Source organism: Thalassobacillus devorans, from assembly GCF_900176565.1.
In the GTDB taxonomy this organism is placed as follows: domain Bacteria; phylum Bacillota; class Bacilli; order Bacillales; family Halobacillaceae; genus Thalassobacillus; species Thalassobacillus devorans_A.
Window position 1 is genome coordinate 565,056 of record NZ_FXEH01000005.1, and the last position, 20,522, is coordinate 585,577.

Consider the following 20,522-nt stretch of genomic DNA (forward strand, 5'->3'; position numbering starts at 1 on the left):
CCTATACGATGTCTCTCAAACATCCGGTGTTTTTTGCGGGATATCTTCCGGAACGCCTCCTTCAATAACCGGCCAGCCATCTTCCCATTTAATCGGATCCAGCATTAAAGGCCTTCTACTGGCCCCCGTCCATAGCAAAGGATCCTTCTTATCAATAGCGTGATAGACAATCCAATCGTCACCTGACTCATCCTGAACAATTGCATTATGTCCTGGCCCAGCAAATGTATCATTTCCTTCAAGGATGACCGTCCCGCCATTGTTTGTCAGTTTATTACCTTCCTTGTCTACATAGGGGCCTTTAAAATTTTCCGAGCGCCCTACAGCGACATTATAGGTGCTATTTTCCCCTTCACAACAGGAACCTCTGGAACCAAAAAAATAATAATATCCTTCTCTTTCGATGATATAAGGGGCTTCATAATCGGTACCAGCAACTTGGAATTTCTCTCCCTTTATAGAGGTACCATCCTCCGATAATTCCACTCCATAGATACCATGAAAACTCCCCCACATTAGGAAAGGTGCACCACCCTGGACATAAAAAAATGGATCAATCGAGTTTTGTACTCCTATTTCCTCACTATCAAATAACTTCCCCTTATCTTCAAAAGGGCCTTCCGGATTTTCCGAAACAGCGACCCCTATACCAGGATTAGAATCCCCCCAGATCGATAAGGAATAATAAAGGTAGTACTGGCCATTATGCTTGGTAATTTCAGGAGCCCATAGTGCGCCGCTCCCTTTCCATGAAGGCTTTTCTTCAAATGCTTCCCCTACATATTCCCAATCCACAAGGTTTTTCGAGCAGACCACCGGTATTAACTTCGGCTGTGTATCATCTCCCCAGGCGTCCTCTGTTCCATATGCATAATAGTAGCCGTCTTCCCCTTTGATGACAGAAGGATCAGCCAGCACGGGTTCAAAAACAGGGTTTTGGAATTCTTTTGTTACGAAATGGTTATATGCCATATAACCTGGTCCGCCACCAACTATTAGCAAAAGCAAAGTGATAACCAGCCATTTTTTCTGCATAACATCCCCCCAAATGTGAAATAACTAAACTTACTTAATTAATTTAACTATCTTTATGTTAGTATAAGGGAAAGGATATTTCAATTCTTTTCTAGATTTAAAATGGAGGAATCTACTATGCAGGTAAAAGGCAGCTTCCAGTTAATGAAATCCCTCAATCGATCAGTCATACTTAATAAAATAAGAACAGATGGACCAATATCAAGAGCAGATATCGCTAAAGAAACCCATCTCACTCCTCCTACCGTCAGCAGCATCGTCAAGGAGTTATTGGAAACAGGTATGATCAAGGAGAGCTCCCAAGGTGTTTCAAAGGGCGGCAGAAAACCTACGATGCTTATCATTAACGCCAGCAATTTTTATATAATCGGTCTTGACGTTGGCCCTACCTTAATGAAGTCTGTATTAACGGATTTGAATGGCACATTGGTTACGGAAAGTCAAACCCCTATCCCACAGCCGACATCTAATGATGAATTGCTTGAGCTTATGAAAGTGACCGTCCAACAGTTAATTGCTTCTCAACAAGGCAAGCAGGACAAAATCATTGGAATCGGCGTTGGCATGCACGGGGTAGTAGATGTGGAAGAAGGAGTATCCCTGTTCGCCCCTAATCTACAATTACAGGATATTTACATTAAAGATTTTCTGGAAGAAGAGTTCGGTATTCTAGTGAAGGTAGAAAACGATGCCAGAGCTATGGCACTTGGTGAACTATGGTTTGGAAATGGGAATGGGGCAGAAAATATCGTAACGGTAAACCTCGGTCGAGGCATTGGCGCGGGAATTATCATTAATGGGAAACTGTTTCATGGAGAGAATTCAATCGCAGGTGAAATCGGTCATATGACCATTGACATCCGTGGACCAAAATGCAGCTGCGGGAATTACGGATGCTTGCAAACCCTGGCCTCTGGTCCTGCGTTAGCAGAGAAAGCAGCAAGGGAAATAGCAATCGGAAAACAAAGCCTGTTGCAGGATATGGTAGACAATAACCTTGAGGAAATTGGCGGCCGCTTGATTCACGAAGCAGCTAAAAAGGGAGACCAGCTCAGTATTGATATATTAAAGGAAGCAGGTCTTTATCTTGGCATTGGACTCACGAACCTTATTCATACGCTCAATCCAAACAGAATCATCATCGGCGGAGGAGTTTCCCAGGCAGGAGAATTCCTATTAGATAGTGTGAAAACTACGATTCAAAGCAGGGGATTGACGAAGTCCGCTAAAAATACAGAAGTGTTACTTTCTAAATTAGGAGCAAACGCCACAGCGTTAGGCGCTGTGTCATTGATTCTGGTAGAGCTTTTTTCCAGAACGGATACGGATTAAAAAAATTGGAACTGGGGTATAAACTCAAGTATACCCCGGATCCATCCAATATCTGGATAACCTGGGGTACGCACGCTTCCTTCTCGTCTAACACAAATAAGAAGCCCTAAAGATACAGGACTTCTATTCTATACTAGAATAGCACGATACTTGGAATCAGCGTACCCGCTATCTATAGGCTCCTTTAATAATAATGCCGTGAAGTATACAGATAAGTTGAGAATCCTCATCAATGAACTTTAAGTAAACCTTGGTACTTGCAGTTAAAGTTATGGCTTAACACCCTGCCTTACAAAGTTGGTTGAACACCTTAAATAATCTTCCTATATATTAGCAGTATGTTCCTTATATGGCCATGCTGGCAAAGTTTTTCGAAGAGGCTTATCTTGTCGATAACCGAGTACGTAATCTGCTTGCATAAGTGTGTGTATTTCTCTTGTCCCTTCATATATGACAGGAGCCTTAGAGTTTCTTAAATAGCGTTCAACGGGATATTCATTAGAATAACCATAGGCCCCATGGATTTGAACAGCATCATTGGCAGCTTCATTAGCAAAATCACAAGCTTGCCATTTAGCCAGGGACGTTTCTCGCGTATTTCTCTTTCCTTGATTCTTGAGCCAGCCTGAACGAAATACGAGAAGCCTTGACATTTGCAGACCTGCCTCCATTTTGGCTATCATTTGCTGGACGAGCTGATGTTTTCCAATTTCTTTTCCGAAGGTTGTTCTTTCTTCACAGTATTTTATAGACGCTTCTAAACATGCCATGATTGTCCCACAAGCACCAGCTGCAACAGTGAACCGGCCATTATCAAGTGCGGACATCGCTATTTTAAATCCTTCTCCTTCTTCTCCTACCAAATTTTCCTTAGGCACTTTAACATGATCAAAAAAGATTTCCCCTGTATTTCCAGCACGTATCCCCAGCTTTCCTTTAATTGCTTTCGAGGAAAACCCTTGCATATCCCGTTCTACAATAAAACAAGAAATGCCTTTATGTTGTGCTGATTTATCTGTATAGGCAAAGACCAGGAAATGATCAGCAGCATCACAAAGTGATATCCAGGTTTTCGATCCATTTAATATATAATAATCTCCTTCTTTTACCGCCGTTGTCTGTAGGGCAGCAACATCTGATCCGGCGTTTGGTTCCGTTAAACCGAATGCTGCAATTTTTTGGCCCTTTGCTTGTGGTACCAAGTATTTTTGCTTTTGCATTTCATTTCCCCATTGAAGAAGTGTCATACTATTTAATCCGGTATGGACAGACACGGCAGTTCGAAACGCTGTGTCTCCTCTTTCTAGTTCTTCGCATACAATTGCAAGGGAGTTATAATCCATCCCACTTCCTCCATATTCTTCGGGAATGCACACTCCCATCAAATCTAATTCAGCTAAACGATTGATGATGCTAGTCTCAAAGTGACCCTTGGCATCCCATTCAGCAATATAAGGCATAATCTCTTTATCCACAAAGTCTCTCACCATTTTTCTGACCATTTCCTGTTCTTCTGAATAACTAAACTCCATCATTCTACCAACCTCCTAAATTATATTTTTACCTTTAAGATCCTCTATATCTTCAAGGGTGTATCCCATGTCTGTCAGCACTTCTTCTGTATGTTCTCCTGGAAGTGGCGGGTGTCTTTTGTAATCAACAGGTGTTCGAGAAAGTTTCAATGGGCTTCCCACAAGTTTTACGCTTCCAGCTGTAGGATGTTCGACTTCAAGAGCCATTTCTCTCGCTTTTACTTGTGGATCTTCAAATACATCTTTTATATTGTTTATTGGACCACAGGGTATACCATTATCTTGTAAAAGTTCATTCCATTCTTTTGTGCTTTTCTCTTTTATCTTGTTAGAAATTAAATCTATGAGTTTTTCGCGATTTTGAAGACGAAGTGAATTCGATGAGAATTTAGGATGATTGGTGAGTTGCTCCAACCCCAGCAGACTACAGAGCCGGGAAAATTGACCATCATTACCGACAGCTATAACGATCTCTCCATCTAGTGTGCTAAACACTTGATAGGGCACAATATTAGGATGTTGATTCCCTAGAAGTTGAGGGATGTTTTCGGAAACTAAGTAGTTACTAGCCACATTTGCGAGGGCGCTTACTTGGGAATCAAACAAAGAAATATCAATACTCTGCCCTTTATTGGATTGGTTTCTTTCATTGATAGCAGCAAGAATTCCTATGGCTGAATATAATCCAGTTAAAATATCTGATATAGCTACCCCGACTTTCACCGGCCCGCTTTCTTTTGTCCCGGTGATACTCATTAATCCACTAAGAGCCTGAATGATAAAATCATATCCTGGGAGGTGGTTATAGGGCCCATTCTGACCAAATCCGGTAATAGAACAGCTAATTATTTGCGGATTGAGCTCTTTTAGGTTTTCATAGTCCAATCCCCATTTTTTCATCGTAGTATGTTTGAAGTTATCAATCACCACGTCTGACTTTTTAACCAGATCTTTTAATATCTTTCTGCCACGTTCAGATTTAAGATTAATAGTGACAGCTCTCTTGTTCCTATTAGCGCACAAATAGTATGCGCTTACATCATTGGCATACGGAGGACCCCATTCTCTCGTTTCATCGCTCCCGCGTGGGGCCTCAACCTTAATTACCTCGGCCCCTAAATCTCCAAGAATCATCGTACAATAAGGTCCTGCTAATACTCTCGTCAAATCTAAAATGCGTATATTACCTAAAGCTTTCGTCACATCAACACCTTCTTTATAAAGATTTATTAGTCCATAATCGCCTATCTTTTAAAAATTCAGCTGTTCCCAAGTGTGGTTAGGAACAGCTGATTTACCTTAGCTCATTAATTGCATTCCTACCGAAACTTGGTTAGGGTTCATTTTTAATTCCATAATGGTTGGTCTGTCTATTTCTTGAAGCGCCTCTTTAAAAGCCTCACGGAAATGAGTGACAGAATCTATACTTATTCCACGCGCTCCGAGCGCTTCTGCCAATTTTGAATAATTAACGTTAGATAGTTCTGTCCCAATCACATGATCAGGGAATGTTTTTTCTTGGTGCATCCTAATCGTTCCATAGGAGGAATTGTTGAATACCAGAACAATAACGGGAGTTTTATTTCGGACAGCTGTCTCAACCTCTTGAAGAGTCATCATAAAGCCTCCATCACCAGCAAATACAATAACAGGGCGTTCAGGGGAAGCCATTTTGGCGCCGACACCAGCTGGTAAACCATAACCCATTGCTCCAGAAGTGGGTCCAGCGTATGATTTCCTTCCAGTAAAGATATGGAAATTATGCATCCATGTTGCAAAATTCCCGGCATCGTTTGTAATAATCGTATCCATAGGGCACAATTCGTTAAAAGCCTGGATTATTCCTTTATAGCTGATAGGCCATTCTAATTCCTGTATATCTTCCATACGTGAACTGCTTAGAAAAGTTTCTCTTCGTTCATCACTCCATTTGTTCCACTTAGTATAATCTCTTTCTTTTATTGCCGCTGTCAGAGAATGAAGGGCTGCTTTTGCATCTGCTACAAACCCGAATTCAGGTGGGAAAACCCTCCCCAAAATATCTGGTTCAATGTCAATATGGATTAACGTCTGTTCAGACTTTAATAAGGAATAATCCTGGGTAGTAACCTCTGAGAGTCTTGTGCCAATGGCAAAAATCACATCGGCCTGTTGAACTGTTTCTATTTGAGTAGCAGGTGTACCAAGACCTAAATGACCGCAATACAGCTGGTGGTCATTGGATAGTACATCATGCCTCCGGAAAGAAGCCATTACTGGTATATTCGTTTTTTCACTGAAAGATTGAAGTGCTTCTTCACCGTTGGAAAGCTTGACTCCCCCTCCTGCAATGATAACCGGTCGCTCGGCTTTCTTTAATTGTGATAAGATTTCTTCCACTTGTTGCGATGAAAGTGCAGGTTTGGAGATAGTAGTACTCTGTGCGAATCTCATTTCAGCTTTTTCCGGCAATACATTTTCTGGGAGTGAAACAACAACCGGACCTGGGCGCCCTGATTTTGCAATCCGGAAGGCACGCTGCACCAGCTCAGTTGTACGTTCCGGATCACGAATCTCTACGCCCCACTTCGTTGCCTGTTCCAGGAAACGGTCAAGTTCCATTTCCTGAAACCCTTCTCGCCCACGGAATTTAGTATGTACCTGTCCCAGGAAAACGACCATGGGAGTAGAATCTTGATAAGCAGTGTGAATGCCAATGGAAAGGTTTGCTGCACCAACTCCACGAGTTGCCATCACTACTGCAGGCATGTTGGAAGTCTTGGCGTAACCCTCAGCCATAAATGCTGCTCCACCTTCATGGCGGTTGGAAATTAATTCAATTCCATTTTCATTATAAATAGCCTCCATTAAAGGAAGGTAGCTTTCTCCAGGTACACAAAATACACGCTCTACGTGTTCGCGTTTCATACATTCCACAATTGCTTCAGCGCTTGTCATACGGGTCATATCAAATCCCTCCTTATTGGAGTACGGATAAAGTTCGCAATCCGCTTAGCTGCTTCTTGCAATCTATCTTCACCAGAAGATAAAGAAACTCGGAAAAAACCTTCACCTTGCAATCCAAATGCAGAACCTGGCGTAATGATGACACCAGTTTGTTCTAATAATTGCTCAGCAAATTCCTTAGATGTAAGCCTTAGTGGTACTTTACACCATAAGAATATACTTCCATTCGGTTTGCTTGCCTCTATTCCAGCTTCCTGCAAGGCGTTATACATAATAAGCATACGATTCTCAAAGATAGTATTATATTCTTTCATAAAGGATTGATCTCCTGACAAAGCATAAGCCGCAGCTTTTTGTATTGGTAAAAACTGGCTGGTATCTAGATTACTTTTAATCACGCAGAGACTGTTTAAAGCTGCTTGAGACCCCACAGCATAACCTATTCTCCAACCCGTCATGCAGTAGCTTTTGGAGAGTGACCCGAACTCTACTACCCTTTCTCTATTGATATCAGCTTGTAATAGGCTAGGAGCTTCATAATCTTTAAAAGTTATCATATTGTAAGCTGAATCATGAATGAGCAATAAATCATACTTTTCCGCAAAATCGGCTGCTCGTTGGAAAAACTCAAGGGTGACAGTAGCTGAAGTCGGGTTTCCCGGATAGTTTAGAATCATAGCCTTCGCTTGGTTTGCTTTTTCTACAGGAATATCATTGAAGTCTAGTACAAATCGATTTTCTTCTTTTAACGGAAAAGGGATAGTTTTGATTCTTGCCAAGACAGATGCTGATTCGTATACCGGGTAACCTGGGTCAGGTACTAAGAAATGATCACCGGGGTTCATTACCGCAGGAAGTAAATGGCCGATTCCCTCTTTTGACCCTATTAAGGTAAGCACTTCTTTTTCGGAATCAAGTCTTACAGAAAATTCACGTTCGTAAAAAGTTGCTACTGCTTCACGGAACTCTGAACACCCTCCATAAGGGGAATATTTGAAATTTAGCGGGTCTTCCATTTCTTCTTTTAATTTATCTACGATGTGAGGTGGTGTAGGTAGATCAGGAGCACCTATCCCCAAATCAATTACATCCATTCCATGTTCAATTAACTCTTTTTTTCGTTGATTGATTTTTGAAAATAGATAAGGAGGTATACTTGACACTGCCTCAGACTGAAAATTCATGTTTTCACCTTTCTTTTACAGGATATTTTATGGCTGAATAACCACACGTTTAAAATTTGAAAAGTGCTTTCATCGCTCGGAAAAGCCTAAATTTTTAGTAATGGCTAGAGCAGCTGCTTGGGTTTTTTCCAGTATCTTAACCTTTCTATCACTCGAAAATCTCATACTTGGTCCAGTTACTCCAAGAGCCCCGACTACGTTACCTGAATAGTCACGAATAGGGAAAGATATACCAACTGTATCAGGGTCCTGTTCCCCGTTACTCACCGCATAGCCTTGTTTGCGAATCAATTCTAACTCTTCATTCAATCGATCTCTATTGGTGATGGTATAAGGAGTAAAGGCTTTGAATTCCATCTTACTGATGATGTCTTTTTGTTTTTTTTCTGGAAGGTATGCTAAAAGCAGTTTAGGGCCAGAGCCTACATACAAGGGTAGTCTTTTTCCCACTCGGGTATATAAACGAATGGTCTGATTGCTTTCTACTTTTTCAATATAGATAGCTTCATCATCTTCGCAGATGGAGAGGTGTACTACTTCATTTATTTCTTCAGCTAAGAACTCCATTTGTTCTAATGCGACTTGCCTTAGTTCTAAATCCTCTCTGACTAGATTACCAAGCTCCAGCAGCTTAAGCCCAAGTTTGTAGTAAATATCATGTTCTGACTTTTTATTCTTCCGGAGAAACCCGCCTTCTTCCAAAGTATAGAGTAAACGATAAGCAGTTGCTTTAGGCATGTTTGTCATCTTACAGATGTCATGAAGCGATAGTTCTCGTCTTTCTTCTGTAAATAATGAGAGTAATTTAAGGGCTTTACTAACGCTCTGATTCACGATAATTCACCTTTCTTCCGAATGCAGCTGTAATTTAAGCGATGAGAGTTAGTTGAATAATGTAAGTTTTATTGCTTTAGCTAGCTTTTTCATGAGTGTCAGCACTACCTGACAATCGATTATAAAAGCTTATCATTTTAGCTGATGGCTTCGTCAACTTACTTACGATCACAATTGTAAGTAAGGAGAGTATTAAAGTAGGAATCATAGGATCGATGGTGTCTGTCAATAGTCCGACAATCTGTAAGGTTCTCCAGCCTATAGCAATGATCCCACCAGTAATCAATCCTGCCCATGCACCCTCTTTTGTCATATTTTTATAGTACATGCTCATCAAAATTACGACCCCACCAGTGCTCCCAGCAACAAAATAAGCTATATTCATCATTTCCATAATATAGGCTGGTCTCCAAATACCTATTGGAACTGCCAAGGCACCTATTATGATGATTAACAGTTTCGTGATCATCAACACCTTATTATCAGAAACATCTTTTTTGAATGTTTTTTGATAGATATCTCTACCTAAGCTTGTAGCTCCTGCTAAGAGCCAGGAATTAGCTGAGGACAATATAGAAGCAAAAACACCTGCCATAGCGATGCCAATGATCAGCGGGGGAGTAAATTCATACATGTAGGTGATCCATATTAATTCTGAATCTGCGACGGAAGGATACAAAAGTTTTGCAGAAGCAGCAGAGAAGAAGACAATGGAATAAACAGGTACATAGATTAAAGAAATACCAATACCAGACTTAATAATTTCCCTTTCATTTTTAGCAGCGTAAAATCGAGTCAAGAAGCCTGGATTTCCTAGATATCCGAAGCACCATATAAAAAACCAGGAAAATGCCATTATAGCTGTCGTAGTTCCGGAGGAAGTGAAATATTCAGGCTGAGTAGCACTTACGGTAGAAGCTACTTCAGTCCAACCACCTGCAGAGTTAAGGATCAAGGGGAGAGCAATAAGTAAAGCTAAAGTTAAAACAATCATTGCCAGAAGGTCGCTGTTCATTACTACCACCATACCACCAAATACTGTGAATACGATAACCAGTACGGATGTCATTATTGAACTTGTAGCGTAATCCCATCCGAACATCTGAGAGAACAATAGACCACCTTGTACATATAATGTCCCTAATAAAATAATCATCCATAAAGAGACGATGATAGAGAATGTCGGTCGAAGTGCAGGACTGTCAAACCGCTCTGCAAGATAATCAGAAATGGTTATTTTTCCAAACCTTCTAAGTCGTGGACCAACAAAGAAACACAATATAAAATAGCTCCATGCTATACCAGCATTAATCCAAAATATCGGCATACCTAAGTCATAGTAGAAGGCGACCATACCAAAAAACGCGGATCCACTAATTCCAGATGCTAATAAAGAACCAACAATTAAATACCATTTACTTCCCCTGGATGCTACAAAAAAGGAACTTAAATCTTTTGATTTCAGGTGTGATATTACAGCAATGAAGCCCATGACAACCATGACAAGAGAAAATCCAATAATAATTAAGAAATTATCCATACTGCACCTCTTTCAGGTTGATAATTATTCACTTTTCCTGTTTTTTTCTTCAATTAAAGAGTTTTCCCACGGAAATCGTTCATGCTTTAACCAGTAGGTACCTAAAGTTACAGATAAAAAGGTTGGTAAAAATAACATCAGTAGAAGCAGCCAAGTATCAGCCAACCATCCCATACAAACACCTCCTAACCTACTTTAAATGGTTTGATATTAATATCTCTGCTTTCAAGCTTGTGCTTTATCCTTTTTATCATTTCTAAAGCAGTGGGCGTATCTCCATGCACACATATACTCTCCCCTTCTACCTGTATTTCATCTCCAGTGATTGTGGTGACCTTACCTTCTGTGACCATCTTAAGTACTCTATCAGCTACTTTATCAGGATCATGAATAACAGCATCTTTATTCTTTCTTGAAACCAAAGAAATGTCATTATTGTATTCTCTATCGGCAAAAATCTCTAAAACAAAAGGCAAACCCTTAGCTTCTGCAACCTTGTGTAATTGTGAGTTGGGTTTGACCATTAAGGGTAAATCCTCATTTATTTCTAGAATGGCATCTACAATGTTTGTTGCCATTTCCTCATCGGTATCTGCCATATTGTTCATATTGCCATGTGGTTTCACATGACGAAGGGATACCTCATGTTTTTCACAAAAAGCATTTATTGCCCCGATCTGATAGATAATCACATTCATTAAATCCATTCTTTCCACATCAATATTACGACGTCCAAAACCAATTAAATCTTGAAAGCCAGGATGGGCACCGACCCCAACTCCGTATTTCTTTGCCATAGCCACAGTATGATCCATAATATTAGGGTCTCCACCATGAAATCCACAGGCAATATTCACGGAAGAAATCAATGGGATGACTTCATCATCATATCCAAGTTTATAAACACCGAAGCTTTCCCCCATATCACAATTCAAATCAATCGTTTTACTCATTTTCACCGCTCCTGTTCATCTGTAAGAGTATGTTTTCATAATCGATAAATCTTTTTCTTTCTCCCTCAACAATTCATGAGCTTCTTCAACTGTGGTTTGTTCAAAGGTTATACTATCTCCAGGTTTGACTTGGGCGAGTTTTGGTAAGTCGGTTGTTATGACACCTCCGATCTTTGTATATCCACCTATGCTTTGCCTACCGACTAGAAAAACGATGGGCTGTCTATTTTTAGGCACTTGAATGGCACCGAAAAAGATACCTTCTGAAATAATGTCAGCTCCTGCTATATGCTCAATTTCCGGACCTTCTAACCTACAACCCATTCGGTTTACGTCCTTTGTTGCTTTATAAGTAGAAGTTAAAAATGTTTGAATAGCTTCTTCCTTGAAAGCATTTTCCTGAGGGCCAAGCACAACTCTTAGATGAAAAGTGTTCGTATATTCAGGAATCAAATGATCTGGTAATCGGCGTCTGATTCCTTTGAAGTCTTGAATCGGCTGTTCATTTGAAGGAATAATATCATCTTTTTTTAATACTCTTCCTTCCATACCACCTATGCCTCCAACCGTATCAGTAGATTTACTGCCAAGTACTTTTGGGACGGAAACGCCTCCTCCCGCTATGCTTAAGTACGCTCTGCATCCAGACTTACACCCATTGAATTGAAGGATATCTCCCTCTTTAACCGTTAGTGAGCTCCACAATGGGGCTAAAACTCCATTGATAGTGAAATTAAGATCCCCTCCTGTAACGGCTATAATCGCTTCTTTTATAGCTTTCATTTTTAAACCCATAAGCGTTATTTCCAAAACCGCTGAAGATTCAGGGTTTCCTACAAGAATATTGGCTATCCGATGGGAATATTGATCCGCTGATCCTGCCACGGCAAGTCCATATTTTTGGTATCCCGTCCTACCTAAATCTTGTATGGTTGTAAAAACTCCTGGATTAATTATCTCAAAAATATCAGTCTCCCCCTTTCTAAGAAGTAGCCTCTATATTTTTGTTCTTATTATGCTTGATATTTGGGGTGTAATTTTGCGAAGCAACTTGTTCTTTGATATGTTCAAATTCATCCAATGCCACCTGTTTAAATGTGACATGATCACCGGGATGGAGCAAAAAGGGGTCTTCTGCTTCAGCATTGTATAATTTTACAGGGGTTCGTCCGACTAGTCTCCATCCACCTGGACTTTCCACAGGATAAATCCCTGTTTGATTGTTTGCTATACCTACACTGCCTGGAGGTATTGAAATGCGTGGTTTTTCTAATCGCGGGGTTGCTATTTTTGAGGACATTCCACCTAAAAAAGGATAGCCAGGGGTGAAGCCTAAAAAATAAACTAAATATCGGGATTCTGAGTGAATGGAGATGACTTCTTCGGTTGATAGGTTATTATGGGAGGCGACACTTATTAAGTCTGGCCCATACTCCCCTCCATAAAGGACAGGGATTTCAATTTCTCTCCCTTCATCACGGCTCAGTTTATCTGTTATTACATCTATATTTTTTAGTTTATCGATTGCTTGGGAATAAGAGATTTGGAGGGGATTATATTGTACGAGTAGCGAGCGATACCCAATAATCACTTCACCAAAAACATCCTGCTCATTTTGCTCAATAAAATCAGCTAAACTAATAAGACGCCTATTAGTGCTTTCATTAATTTCTACTTCTAATTCCATCAAAATGGATGAGTCACCAGCAGGTTTATAACTAAATTTCAATATAACCATCCCTTAATTAGAATTTCTTGGTGTTTCACTATGTGAAATAACGTTTTATTTTTCATTTAAAACAATGATAACGGTTAATTATTAAAAAATCAATATATTTTTCAGAATTTTGTAATATTATCGACTATTCAGTCGATTTGTGTGAAGTTTAATATTTAAACAACCAAAAATCCAATCCACACTTAAAAGCTGCCCTTTTTGCCAGGACAGCTTTTACATGTATTTTTTACATATATAGCGGAATATAATAAAAGACTAATGTAAGGAAAATAAGGGTCGTACCACTGACAACTAATATATTTGGGTATTTATTTGTAGTCGACATATCACCTCTGCCCATAAATTCCTTTGGAGGCTGCAACAGTTTTTCCCTGAATATCTTTTCCTCATTTGTAATCGTCCCTAATTTAGAACCGATGATTAAGGAAATTATAGATAAAACCCCACCTAGTATGGCTGAATTTAAATAAACCGGTAAAATAACTCCTGCTTTACTTAATAGTTCTCCAATAATAACACCAACAAATCCCATTATAATTGCCCAAAAAGCACCTTCTTTATTTACATGTTTGGAATAAATACTTGAAAATGCAACCGGTCCCCATGAAGCAGCAAATAAAGTGGCTGCAAAGTACCCTATCCACATGATTGCGGGTGGCTGCCATAGAGCTATACCAAATATGAAAATACTTACTACGAGCATAGATATTCTACTTGACCTTAAAGCGGTTGAATCTTTTCTGTCTTTAAAAATCAAGTCATGGGCGACACTATTCCCTATTAATTGAAGGAATGTAGAGCAAGAAGAGAGAGCAGCAGCCATTATACCTGTTAATGCTAGGATTCCTAGCGAGGTAGGCAATATATTTATAGCTGACCATACAAAGACTTTTTCTGATGGTGAGATTCCTGGGTTTATAGTCGCTACTGCAGAAATACCGATTTGCAAGAAGAAATAAATGAACATTAAAGCGATCATCGCTATAATACCAGACCGAATAGCTACATGCTCATTTTTGGCCATAAGATACCTGCTTGTTTGCCATGGACTTACTGAAACAACCGTTCCCCACACAAGCCCTAGAATAATTGCCCAAATAAGTGCTTCCGTAGGAGTTCCCATATAGGCTGTATCTCCTGTCAGCCCATGCCAAGTCAAAACATCAGGTCTTGACTCGAGACCAGCCGTTTTTATAAGTGCGTCCGGCCATCCACCCGCTACATAAATTATGTAAGGTATAGATATAGCAGTCGCCACTACAAAAATAAAAAACATAATCGTGTCATTGAATAGAACACCTTTTGCTCCTGATAAGAAGGTAAAAGACGTATAGGCAATCCACATAATCACTAAAGCAACGGAGTAAGGTACGTCCAAAATAGACCCTAATAAAAGTGCCCCTCCCTGTGTAACAGCTATTAAATAAGCTGACACACCAACGATAGTCGTAATCCCTGCCGCTCTGCGAACCTTATGAGAATTAAATCTTCTTCCAAAGAACTCCGGAATGGTAAGAGCTTCACTTCTTCTAAGATACCTGCCAAATAAAAAGACACCGAGAACATAACCGCTTGCATTAAAAATCGTTAAGATAAGCAGTAAAATGGGATACCCATCATATGAAAAACCTACCTCTCCCATAAAGGAAACAGTGCTTAAAAAAGATGCAACAAGTGATCCTGTAATCATCAAAGTGGAAGCATTTCTTCCGGAGACATAATAATCAGCAACATTAGATATGTTCCTGGAAAGAAATACACCGATAAGGATATAGATTAGAAACGAGGCTAAGACACCAATAGCATAAACCATGTTTAAATAATCTCCTCCTCTTCATTGATTTTGGAAGAGTCTTTTGTCTGAGTGCGTCTCAACATCCATTTCACAAAGAACGCCATTAGCACAAGTGAACCACCATAAGATAATGTGAATAGAAATTCTCCCATACTCATTCTCCTTCTTCTTTTATTTCATGTAGATGAATTAAACTTTCATCCCTGTGTTGAAGCCCTCCCAAACCGCCTCATCCAATGATCTTGGGCTGTACGCATCTCCTACACGGTGAACTTCTTTCAGCTGTCCTTTTAAACTTCTATACAGTTGCAGAGAATCAGTTGAATCATTCCCAATAGCCAGTACAACAGCCTCTGGGTGTCTTATTTCTTCCCTCCCACTAAACAGATGCTTTAATTTCAATCTATTACTCTCCATATCTACCAACTTAAATTGAGGGGTCTGTTTGACACCATACTTATCCAAATTTTCTAATGCTTTGTGCCGAATATACTGCTGTAATGATTCTCCAATCCCATAGGTTGCAGAAACCAACTCTGTGTTTTTTCCTTGACTTGCCAAGTATTCTGCTGCTTCTACTCCAGGCCAGTCTCCTTTCCAATCAATAACCAAAACAGATTCCTCCATAATTTCTTGACCCTTCAATACATCCCAGGCAGAGTACACGGTATATTCTAAATCTGTACTGAATGCCGGGACTGACGGTTTAGACCCTGTGGCTAAAATTAAAGCGTCTACCTCTTTATTTTTTACCTCATCCGCGTGAAAGCGCTTACCTAAATGGACAGGAATTTCCAGCCTTTTCACTTCATTAATTAAAAAATCATGCCAAGTCTCAACTTGTTCTTTGTGAATCGCGCCTAACATCACCTTTAATTGACCGCCCAAATCTTTTTTGGCCTCGATAATTTCTACTTGATGTCCTCTTTTTTTTGCAATGATAGCAGCTATTAAGCCAGCAGGACCTCCCCCTACCACAGTTACATTGCGGGAAACTTCGGCTGAATCAACTTCATCAAAGTATCGTTCTCGTCCTGTTCTAGGATTCACTGTACACCGGATTGGTAAATGTTCTTGATAACGGCCAATGCAGCCCTGGTTACATGCAATACAAGGAATCACTTGATCTTCTTTATCTTCAAGCGTTTTGTTGGGCATGTGGGGATCTGCAATCAATGCCCTCGTCATTCCCATCACATCACCTATTCCTTGCGCCAGCATATTCTCGGCAATAGCAGGTTGATATATTCTGGAGGTAATGATTAAAGGGAGAGGATTTATAATTTTTCGTACTTCATTTGTTCTGTGAAAAAGGTTATCTGCTGACTCAGTTTGAGGGGGTACAATAAATGAGCTGCCTTTGTGTGTAGCTGAGGATCCTATAACTAAACTCCAGTAATCCAGTAAACCAAGGTCATTTAAATGTCTGATTATTTTAAGTGACTCTTCTGTAGATGCACCAACGTCGTCCATCGATTCTAACGATATTCGCATTCCCAGTGTGAGATCACTCCCAACAGCAGATCTCACCCGCTTGATCACTTCTCTGGCGAACCTCAATCGGTTTTCGAATGATCCTCCCCATTGATCCTTTCGAATGTTCATTTTTGGGCTCCAAAATTGTGCTAATAGATATGCATGAGAACCTACCAACTCTACCCCATCTACCCCGGCTTCCTTACAATGAATAGCCGATTTTACGAAGCCTTCAATAATATCTTCAATCTCTTCTTCCTCGAGTTCTCTTGGAATAGTATGAAACCGTTCTGTAGGGATGGCTGAAGGTGCTACGGTAACTGTTTGATCATCACTCGGATAGGCCTCTCTTCCATTGTGCATTAATTGTGCAAACAGCCGAGAACCGTACTTATGTACATTATCCGCAAGCTCCGAGTGGATTTTTATAATTTCAGGGTTGGATGCATCAATAGCGTGAGGGGTGTTAAGTCCTGTTTTATGAACACCATGAGCTTCCATAACTATTAATCCTACCCCGCCTTTAGCACGTTCCGTATGATAGGCGACAAAATCATCGGTTGGAAGATGCTCATCAACAAGCGTCGTTTGATGCCCACTCGTCATAATACGATTTTTAATCGTTAATTTTCCAATATCAAGTGAAGAATACAAATGAGGATATTTCATTTTTCCACCCTTTCAAGAAATTAATTAAGTATTAGTTAATTAACCTATACTTAATTTTATCTCATTATAATCTCAGGGAATTCTCCAGTCAACACAATATACAGAATATTTTAAACATTGCAATTGTTATAAATGATAATTTTACTTGCATCCATATCCTGTTATATTAATGGATATAGACGTTGACGACACGACATTAAGGAGTGGCAAAAGTGATGGAGGATCAGACAAATTCAATCGGGGAAAAATTACGAGTTATAAGAATGGAACAAGGGGTAACGATTAATAAGCTCGCTAAACAGACAAACCTTACCCCCAGCTTTATCAGTCAATTTGAAAGAGGTATAACAAAAGCATCTGTTGCATCAATCCAAAAAATTACCCAAGCCCTAAATACATCATTAGGTTCCTTATTTGAAAATGGATATGAATTTAAGCCAAATAATGATATTACATTAATTCGTAAAGAAAACCGCCGCCAATTAACATTTCCTAAACCAGAAAATACGAAAGATTATTTATTAACAGGCTTAGAAGGAAAGCTTCAAGTTATATATTCAAAAATTGAACCAGGTGGCGGAAGTGGAACACAGTATACGCATAAAAGTGAAGAAGAATGTATCGTAATACTTACAGGAGAAATGAAATTGTCTATTGAAGAAAAAGAATATATTCTTTATGAAGGCGATTCTATAACATTTTGTAGTCGTCAATTACATGGGTGGAAAAATATAGGCGAAGGCCCCTTGGAAGCCATGTGGATTATGACACCACCAACTTTTTAGCATAAAGCTTCATCACAAAGAAATTGTAGATGCTTTAAAGAACCGGGGTAGGAAGGAAAAGAAAAAGCTAAATTGCTGTAATGCTTAATCTTAATAAATAAAATCCAAATAAAAGTGCCTCCCACAAAATTTAGTGCGAAAACGTACTGGGGTCAGCTTATAATAGCTAATAAGTCAGCAGATAGATTCTTCATAAAAAGACCGACCTTAACAAAAGTTCATTTAACTTGTTTTAAAACGAATCCTAAAAACATATATAAAGGAATTCTCTAGGATGTAAGAGAATCTGCTTCTTTATCTTATAGGGGTGTAGCCTAACAAGTATAAACTTTAATTTCACGTATTTTTTTATTTGCAGGGAAGAATAAATAACGCTGACTCACGAGGTCTCCAATTAGCCTCATGAACCATGAAATATGTGATAGGTAATGACGAATTATCATAAAAGCAAAAATTATGTCAGCTCTTAATTTATTCTTAATAATGTATACGAGCACTTATATGTATCGTGAGATTCATAGATTTATACTGAAAACGGGGATCTATATATGTTATGTCTATTTACTACAAAAGGCATCGAAATTCTCCAACTTTTTCAAATATAGAGAAAACGTATTAAAAGCCTATCCCCATAATAAGGGCAGGATTTTACACTGATGCGTTCATTAATAAGTTCAGCAGTACATCTATCAGAGGGTAATCAGAAGCTTCTATATCTTTTAGTAATCCAGCTAAATTATAAGTCGTCCTTACAATGAAGGCTTGCCCCCATTCTCCCTGATATCTAACAATATATTAGATTGCTGGGCCAATTCATCAAAAGGAAACCAACGATCCGTGTATTGACCACCATTTTTCCATTGAAGACATACTGCTTATGAATATGCCCGTAAATATAGCCATCAGCCAGATGGTGCCATCAAGCGATCTTTCTTTTCTTACCCTGTGGCCTCGGTAAACCACTTCAAATAGGTCAACAGGAAGACTACTACATTTGAAAACGTCTCGAAAAGGAATTGACTGCCAAGCAATGGAAATGTGTAAGGTTACCCCTTAGACGAAAAAAAGCAAAGATGATAGTAGTTAAATCGTGCCTTTCCCTAACTAGGGAGGGGCACTTCCATACACTTTCACAAAAAAAGAGCCTCCTAATCAGAAGACCCTCTACTAACCTATTATTTTTCTGAGCGCACCTCAGCAACTTTATCTACATAGTTTTTAGCTAATTCTTTCAACCCTTGCCAATCCTCTTGTTCAATCATAGTTTTATTCACAAGAGAACCACCGACACCAGCTGCAACGGCGCCAGCTCTTAAAAAGTCGCCCAGGTTCTCGAGGTTGATTCCTCCGGTCGGCATTTTCTGAATATGGCCGAGCGGTCCGTTGACATCTTTGAAAAATTGAGGACCGACTACGGTCGCTGGAAATACTTTCACCATATTTGCTCCCCATTGATAAGCCTGATAGATTTCGGTTGGTGTAAATACACCTGGAATCATGATGACTCCCTGGCTTCTGGTGTATTCAATCGTTTCCTTATCTAAGGTTGGGGCGAAGACAAAGTCAGATCCTGCGTCGATTGCTTCTTTTGCCTGATCCTTATTTAATACCGTTCCGGCTCCAACTAACACCGTATCCCCATAGCGTTCCTTGAGCTCACGAATAATTCGTACAGCCCCTTCAGATTCCATGGTGATTTCAATACTTGATACGCCGCCATCGACAAATGCCTGGACGACGTGATGCACCTTTTCTGTATCTACTTTTCGCACTACCGCTACAATTCCCGATGATACTAGTCGCTCTAATAAAGCTTCCTTACTCATTATAAAACTCCTTTCCGCTCAGACCGTGTTATACACCGGAATATGCCATGAATCCACCATCAACAGGTATAGTAATACCTGTTACAAATCCTGACATATCCTCATCTGCCAGCCAAAGCAACGTTCCAAGTAAATCTTCCGGCTTACCGAATCGTTGCTGTGGGGTATGACTGATAATTTTATCGGAACGTTCCGTTAAAGAACCATCTTCATTCAGCAATAGTTTACGGTTTTGCTCGGTCAGGAAGAAGCCTGGTGCAATGGCATTAACACGGATGCCAACATCGGCCATATGAACAGCCAGCCATTGGGTAAAGTTTTCAATTCCTGCTTTTGCTGCACTATAGGCTGGCACTTTCGTCATCGGAGACGGGGCACTCATCGATGACATATTAATGATTGTTGCTCCCTTACGATTCATCATTTTTTTCGAGAAGACTTGCGTAGGGATAAACGTTCCAACTAAATTTAAATTAAAAACAAATTGAAACCCGTCGTTGGTCATATCAAAGAACGTAGAAATATCCTTGTTCTCTAAATCCTCCGGCTTCAGTGTTTCGTTTGTCGTCGTTCCGTCTGGATGATTGCCGCCGGCTCCGTTGATCAATATGTCGCAGACACCTAATTTTTCCGTAATGATTTGTTCCGCTTCACGAACACTTTCCACATCAAGAACATCGCAGGAAACCGCCAAGGCTTCTCCTCCAGCGTCCACAATATCCTGTTCCACTTGTTTACCCGCTTCAATATTACGGTTTAAAACGGCAACCTTTGCACCCTGACGGCCAAGCTCCCGAGCCATGGCGCTACAAAGCACGCCGCTGCCCCCTGTAATGACAGCTACTTTTCCTTTTACATTTTCGTTCAGAGTCAACAT

The 20,522-nt window shown here is 39.9% G+C and carries 18 protein-coding genes; 2 read left to right on the forward strand and 16 right to left on the reverse strand.

Annotation, left to right across the window (positions count from 1 at the left end; all coding sequences use genetic code 11):
• Positions 1-15: 15 nt before the first annotated feature.
• Positions 16-1,035, reverse strand: a complete 1,020-nt coding sequence (locus B9Y67_RS07475) for a family 43 glycosylhydrolase (protein WP_085506118.1) — start codon at positions 1,033-1,035, stop codon at positions 16-18.
• Positions 1,036-1,152: 117 nt separating this feature from the next.
• Between B9Y67_RS07475 and B9Y67_RS07480 the strand changes: the two genes are divergently transcribed.
• Positions 1,153-2,367 carry an ROK family transcriptional regulator gene (locus tag B9Y67_RS07480; RefSeq protein WP_085506119.1) on the forward strand — a complete coding sequence of 405 codons (1,215 nt, stop codon included), beginning with the start codon at positions 1,153-1,155 and terminating at the stop codon, positions 2,365-2,367.
• Positions 2,368-2,690: 323 nt separating this feature from the next.
• Here the strand turns inward: B9Y67_RS07480 and B9Y67_RS07485 are convergent, their stop codons facing one another.
• The 13 genes from B9Y67_RS07485 to B9Y67_RS07535 form a co-directional block, all read right to left on the reverse strand.
• Positions 2,691-3,899, reverse strand: coding sequence for an acyl-CoA dehydrogenase family protein (locus tag B9Y67_RS07485; protein WP_085506726.1), 1,209 nt, complete (start codon positions 3,897-3,899; stop codon positions 2,691-2,693).
• 15 nt (positions 3,900-3,914) lie between these two features.
• Positions 3,915-5,102, reverse strand: coding sequence for a CaiB/BaiF CoA transferase family protein (locus B9Y67_RS07490; RefSeq protein ID WP_085506120.1), 1,188 nt, complete (start codon positions 5,100-5,102; stop codon positions 3,915-3,917).
• 96 nt (positions 5,103-5,198) lie between these two features.
• Complete coding sequence (locus tag B9Y67_RS07495; RefSeq protein WP_085506121.1) at positions 5,199-6,845, reverse strand: thiamine pyrophosphate-dependent enzyme; 1,647 nt, start codon at positions 6,843-6,845, stop codon at positions 5,199-5,201.
• On the reverse strand, positions 6,842-8,029 hold the full coding sequence (locus B9Y67_RS07500) for an aminotransferase class I/II-fold pyridoxal phosphate-dependent enzyme (protein WP_085506122.1): 1,188 nt from the start codon (positions 8,027-8,029) through the stop codon (positions 6,842-6,844). Before B9Y67_RS07500 ends, B9Y67_RS07495 begins: the two co-directional genes overlap by 4 nt.
• A gap of 69 nt (positions 8,030-8,098) precedes the next feature.
• Positions 8,099-8,863, reverse strand: a complete 765-nt coding sequence (locus B9Y67_RS07505; protein ID WP_085506123.1) for an IclR family transcriptional regulator — start codon at positions 8,861-8,863, stop codon at positions 8,099-8,101.
• 76 nt (positions 8,864-8,939) lie between these two features.
• Positions 8,940-10,403: a sodium:solute symporter family protein gene (locus B9Y67_RS07510; RefSeq protein WP_085506124.1), complete on the reverse strand. Its 1,464-nt coding sequence runs from the start codon at positions 10,401-10,403 to the stop codon at positions 8,940-8,942.
• 24 nt (positions 10,404-10,427) lie between these two features.
• A complete protein-coding gene (locus B9Y67_RS20640; protein WP_176223931.1) occupies positions 10,428-10,577 on the reverse strand; it encodes a hypothetical protein in 150 nt (49 codons plus the stop codon).
• An 11-nt stretch (positions 10,578-10,588) separates the two neighbouring features.
• On the reverse strand, positions 10,589-11,356 hold the full coding sequence (locus tag B9Y67_RS07515) for a LamB/YcsF family protein (RefSeq protein WP_085506125.1): 768 nt from the start codon (positions 11,354-11,356) through the stop codon (positions 10,589-10,591).
• Positions 11,357-11,371: 15 nt separating this feature from the next.
• Positions 11,372-12,322: a 5-oxoprolinase subunit C family protein gene (locus tag B9Y67_RS07520; protein ID WP_369668753.1), complete on the reverse strand. Its 951-nt coding sequence runs from the start codon at positions 12,320-12,322 to the stop codon at positions 11,372-11,374.
• A 16-nt stretch (positions 12,323-12,338) separates the two neighbouring features.
• Positions 12,339-13,085: a 5-oxoprolinase subunit PxpB gene (pxpB, locus tag B9Y67_RS07525; RefSeq protein WP_085506127.1), complete on the reverse strand. Its 747-nt coding sequence runs from the start codon at positions 13,083-13,085 to the stop codon at positions 12,339-12,341.
• Between the two features lie 235 nt (positions 13,086-13,320).
• Positions 13,321-14,907 (reverse strand): sodium:solute symporter family protein, encoded by a 1,587-nt coding sequence (locus B9Y67_RS07530; RefSeq protein ID WP_085506128.1) that lies wholly within the window; start codon positions 14,905-14,907, stop codon positions 13,321-13,323.
• Positions 14,908-14,909: 2 nt separating this feature from the next.
• Positions 14,910-15,041 carry a hypothetical protein gene (locus tag B9Y67_RS20980; RefSeq protein WP_254901743.1) on the reverse strand — a complete coding sequence of 44 codons (132 nt, stop codon included), beginning with the start codon at positions 15,039-15,041 and terminating at the stop codon, positions 14,910-14,912.
• Between the two features lie 37 nt (positions 15,042-15,078).
• A complete protein-coding gene (locus tag B9Y67_RS07535) occupies positions 15,079-17,034 on the reverse strand; it encodes an oxidoreductase (RefSeq protein ID WP_085506129.1) in 1,956 nt (651 codons plus the stop codon).
• Between the two features lie 215 nt (positions 17,035-17,249).
• Between B9Y67_RS07535 and B9Y67_RS07540 the strand changes: the two genes are divergently transcribed.
• Positions 17,250-17,819, forward strand: coding sequence for a helix-turn-helix domain-containing protein (locus B9Y67_RS07540; RefSeq protein ID WP_139823751.1), 570 nt, complete (start codon positions 17,250-17,252; stop codon positions 17,817-17,819).
• Positions 17,820-18,994: 1,175 nt separating this feature from the next.
• On the opposite strand, the gene B9Y67_RS07545 is transcribed toward B9Y67_RS07540, so the two are convergent.
• Positions 18,995-19,645, reverse strand: coding sequence for a bifunctional 4-hydroxy-2-oxoglutarate aldolase/2-dehydro-3-deoxy-phosphogluconate aldolase (locus B9Y67_RS07545; RefSeq protein WP_085506131.1), 651 nt, complete (start codon positions 19,643-19,645; stop codon positions 18,995-18,997).
• Positions 19,646-19,673: 28 nt separating this feature from the next.
• The gene (locus tag B9Y67_RS07550) at positions 19,674-20,522 is read right to left on the reverse strand and encodes an SDR family oxidoreductase (RefSeq protein ID WP_085506132.1); all 849 of its coding nucleotides are present in this window, start codon (positions 20,520-20,522) and stop codon (positions 19,674-19,676) included.

Bases quoted from the DNA above. Each gene is read 5' to 3' on its own strand.
- B9Y67_RS07475 (WP_085506118.1), bottom strand. From the start codon at position 1,035: ATGCAGAAAAAATGGCTGGTTATCACTTTGCTTTTGCTAATAGTTGGT.
- B9Y67_RS07480 (WP_085506119.1), top strand. From the start codon at position 1,153: ATGCAGGTAAAAGGCAGCTTCCAGTTAATGAAATCCCTCAATCGATCA.
- B9Y67_RS07485 (WP_085506726.1), bottom strand. From the start codon at position 3,899: ATGGAGTTTAGTTATTCAGAAGAACAGGAAATGGTCAGAAAAATGGTG.
- B9Y67_RS07495 (WP_085506121.1), bottom strand. From the start codon at position 6,845: ATGACCCGTATGACAAGCGCTGAAGCAATTGTGGAATGTATGAAACGC.
- B9Y67_RS07500 (WP_085506122.1), bottom strand. From the start codon at position 8,029: ATGAATTTTCAGTCTGAGGCAGTGTCAAGTATACCTCCTTATCTATTT.
- B9Y67_RS07510 (WP_085506124.1), bottom strand. From the start codon at position 10,403: ATGGATAATTTCTTAATTATTATTGGATTTTCTCTTGTCATGGTTGTC.
- B9Y67_RS20640 (WP_176223931.1), bottom strand. From the start codon at position 10,577: ATGGGATGGTTGGCTGATACTTGGCTGCTTCTACTGATGTTATTTTTA.
- B9Y67_RS07515 (WP_085506125.1), bottom strand. From the start codon at position 11,356: ATGAGTAAAACGATTGATTTGAATTGTGATATGGGGGAAAGCTTCGGT.
- B9Y67_RS07530 (WP_085506128.1), bottom strand. From the start codon at position 14,907: ATGGTTTATGCTATTGGTGTCTTAGCCTCGTTTCTAATCTATATCCTT.
- B9Y67_RS20980 (WP_254901743.1), bottom strand. From the start codon at position 15,041: ATGGGAGAATTTCTATTCACATTATCTTATGGTGGTTCACTTGTGCTA.
- B9Y67_RS07535 (WP_085506129.1), bottom strand. From the start codon at position 17,034: ATGAAATATCCTCATTTGTATTCTTCACTTGATATTGGAAAATTAACG.
- B9Y67_RS07540 (WP_139823751.1), top strand. From the start codon at position 17,250: ATGGAGGATCAGACAAATTCAATCGGGGAAAAATTACGAGTTATAAGA.
- B9Y67_RS07545 (WP_085506131.1), bottom strand. From the start codon at position 19,645: ATGAGTAAGGAAGCTTTATTAGAGCGACTAGTATCATCGGGAATTGTA.
- B9Y67_RS07550 (WP_085506132.1), bottom strand. From the start codon at position 20,522: ATGTTGACTCTGAACGAAAATGTAAAAGGAAAAGTAGCTGTCATTACA.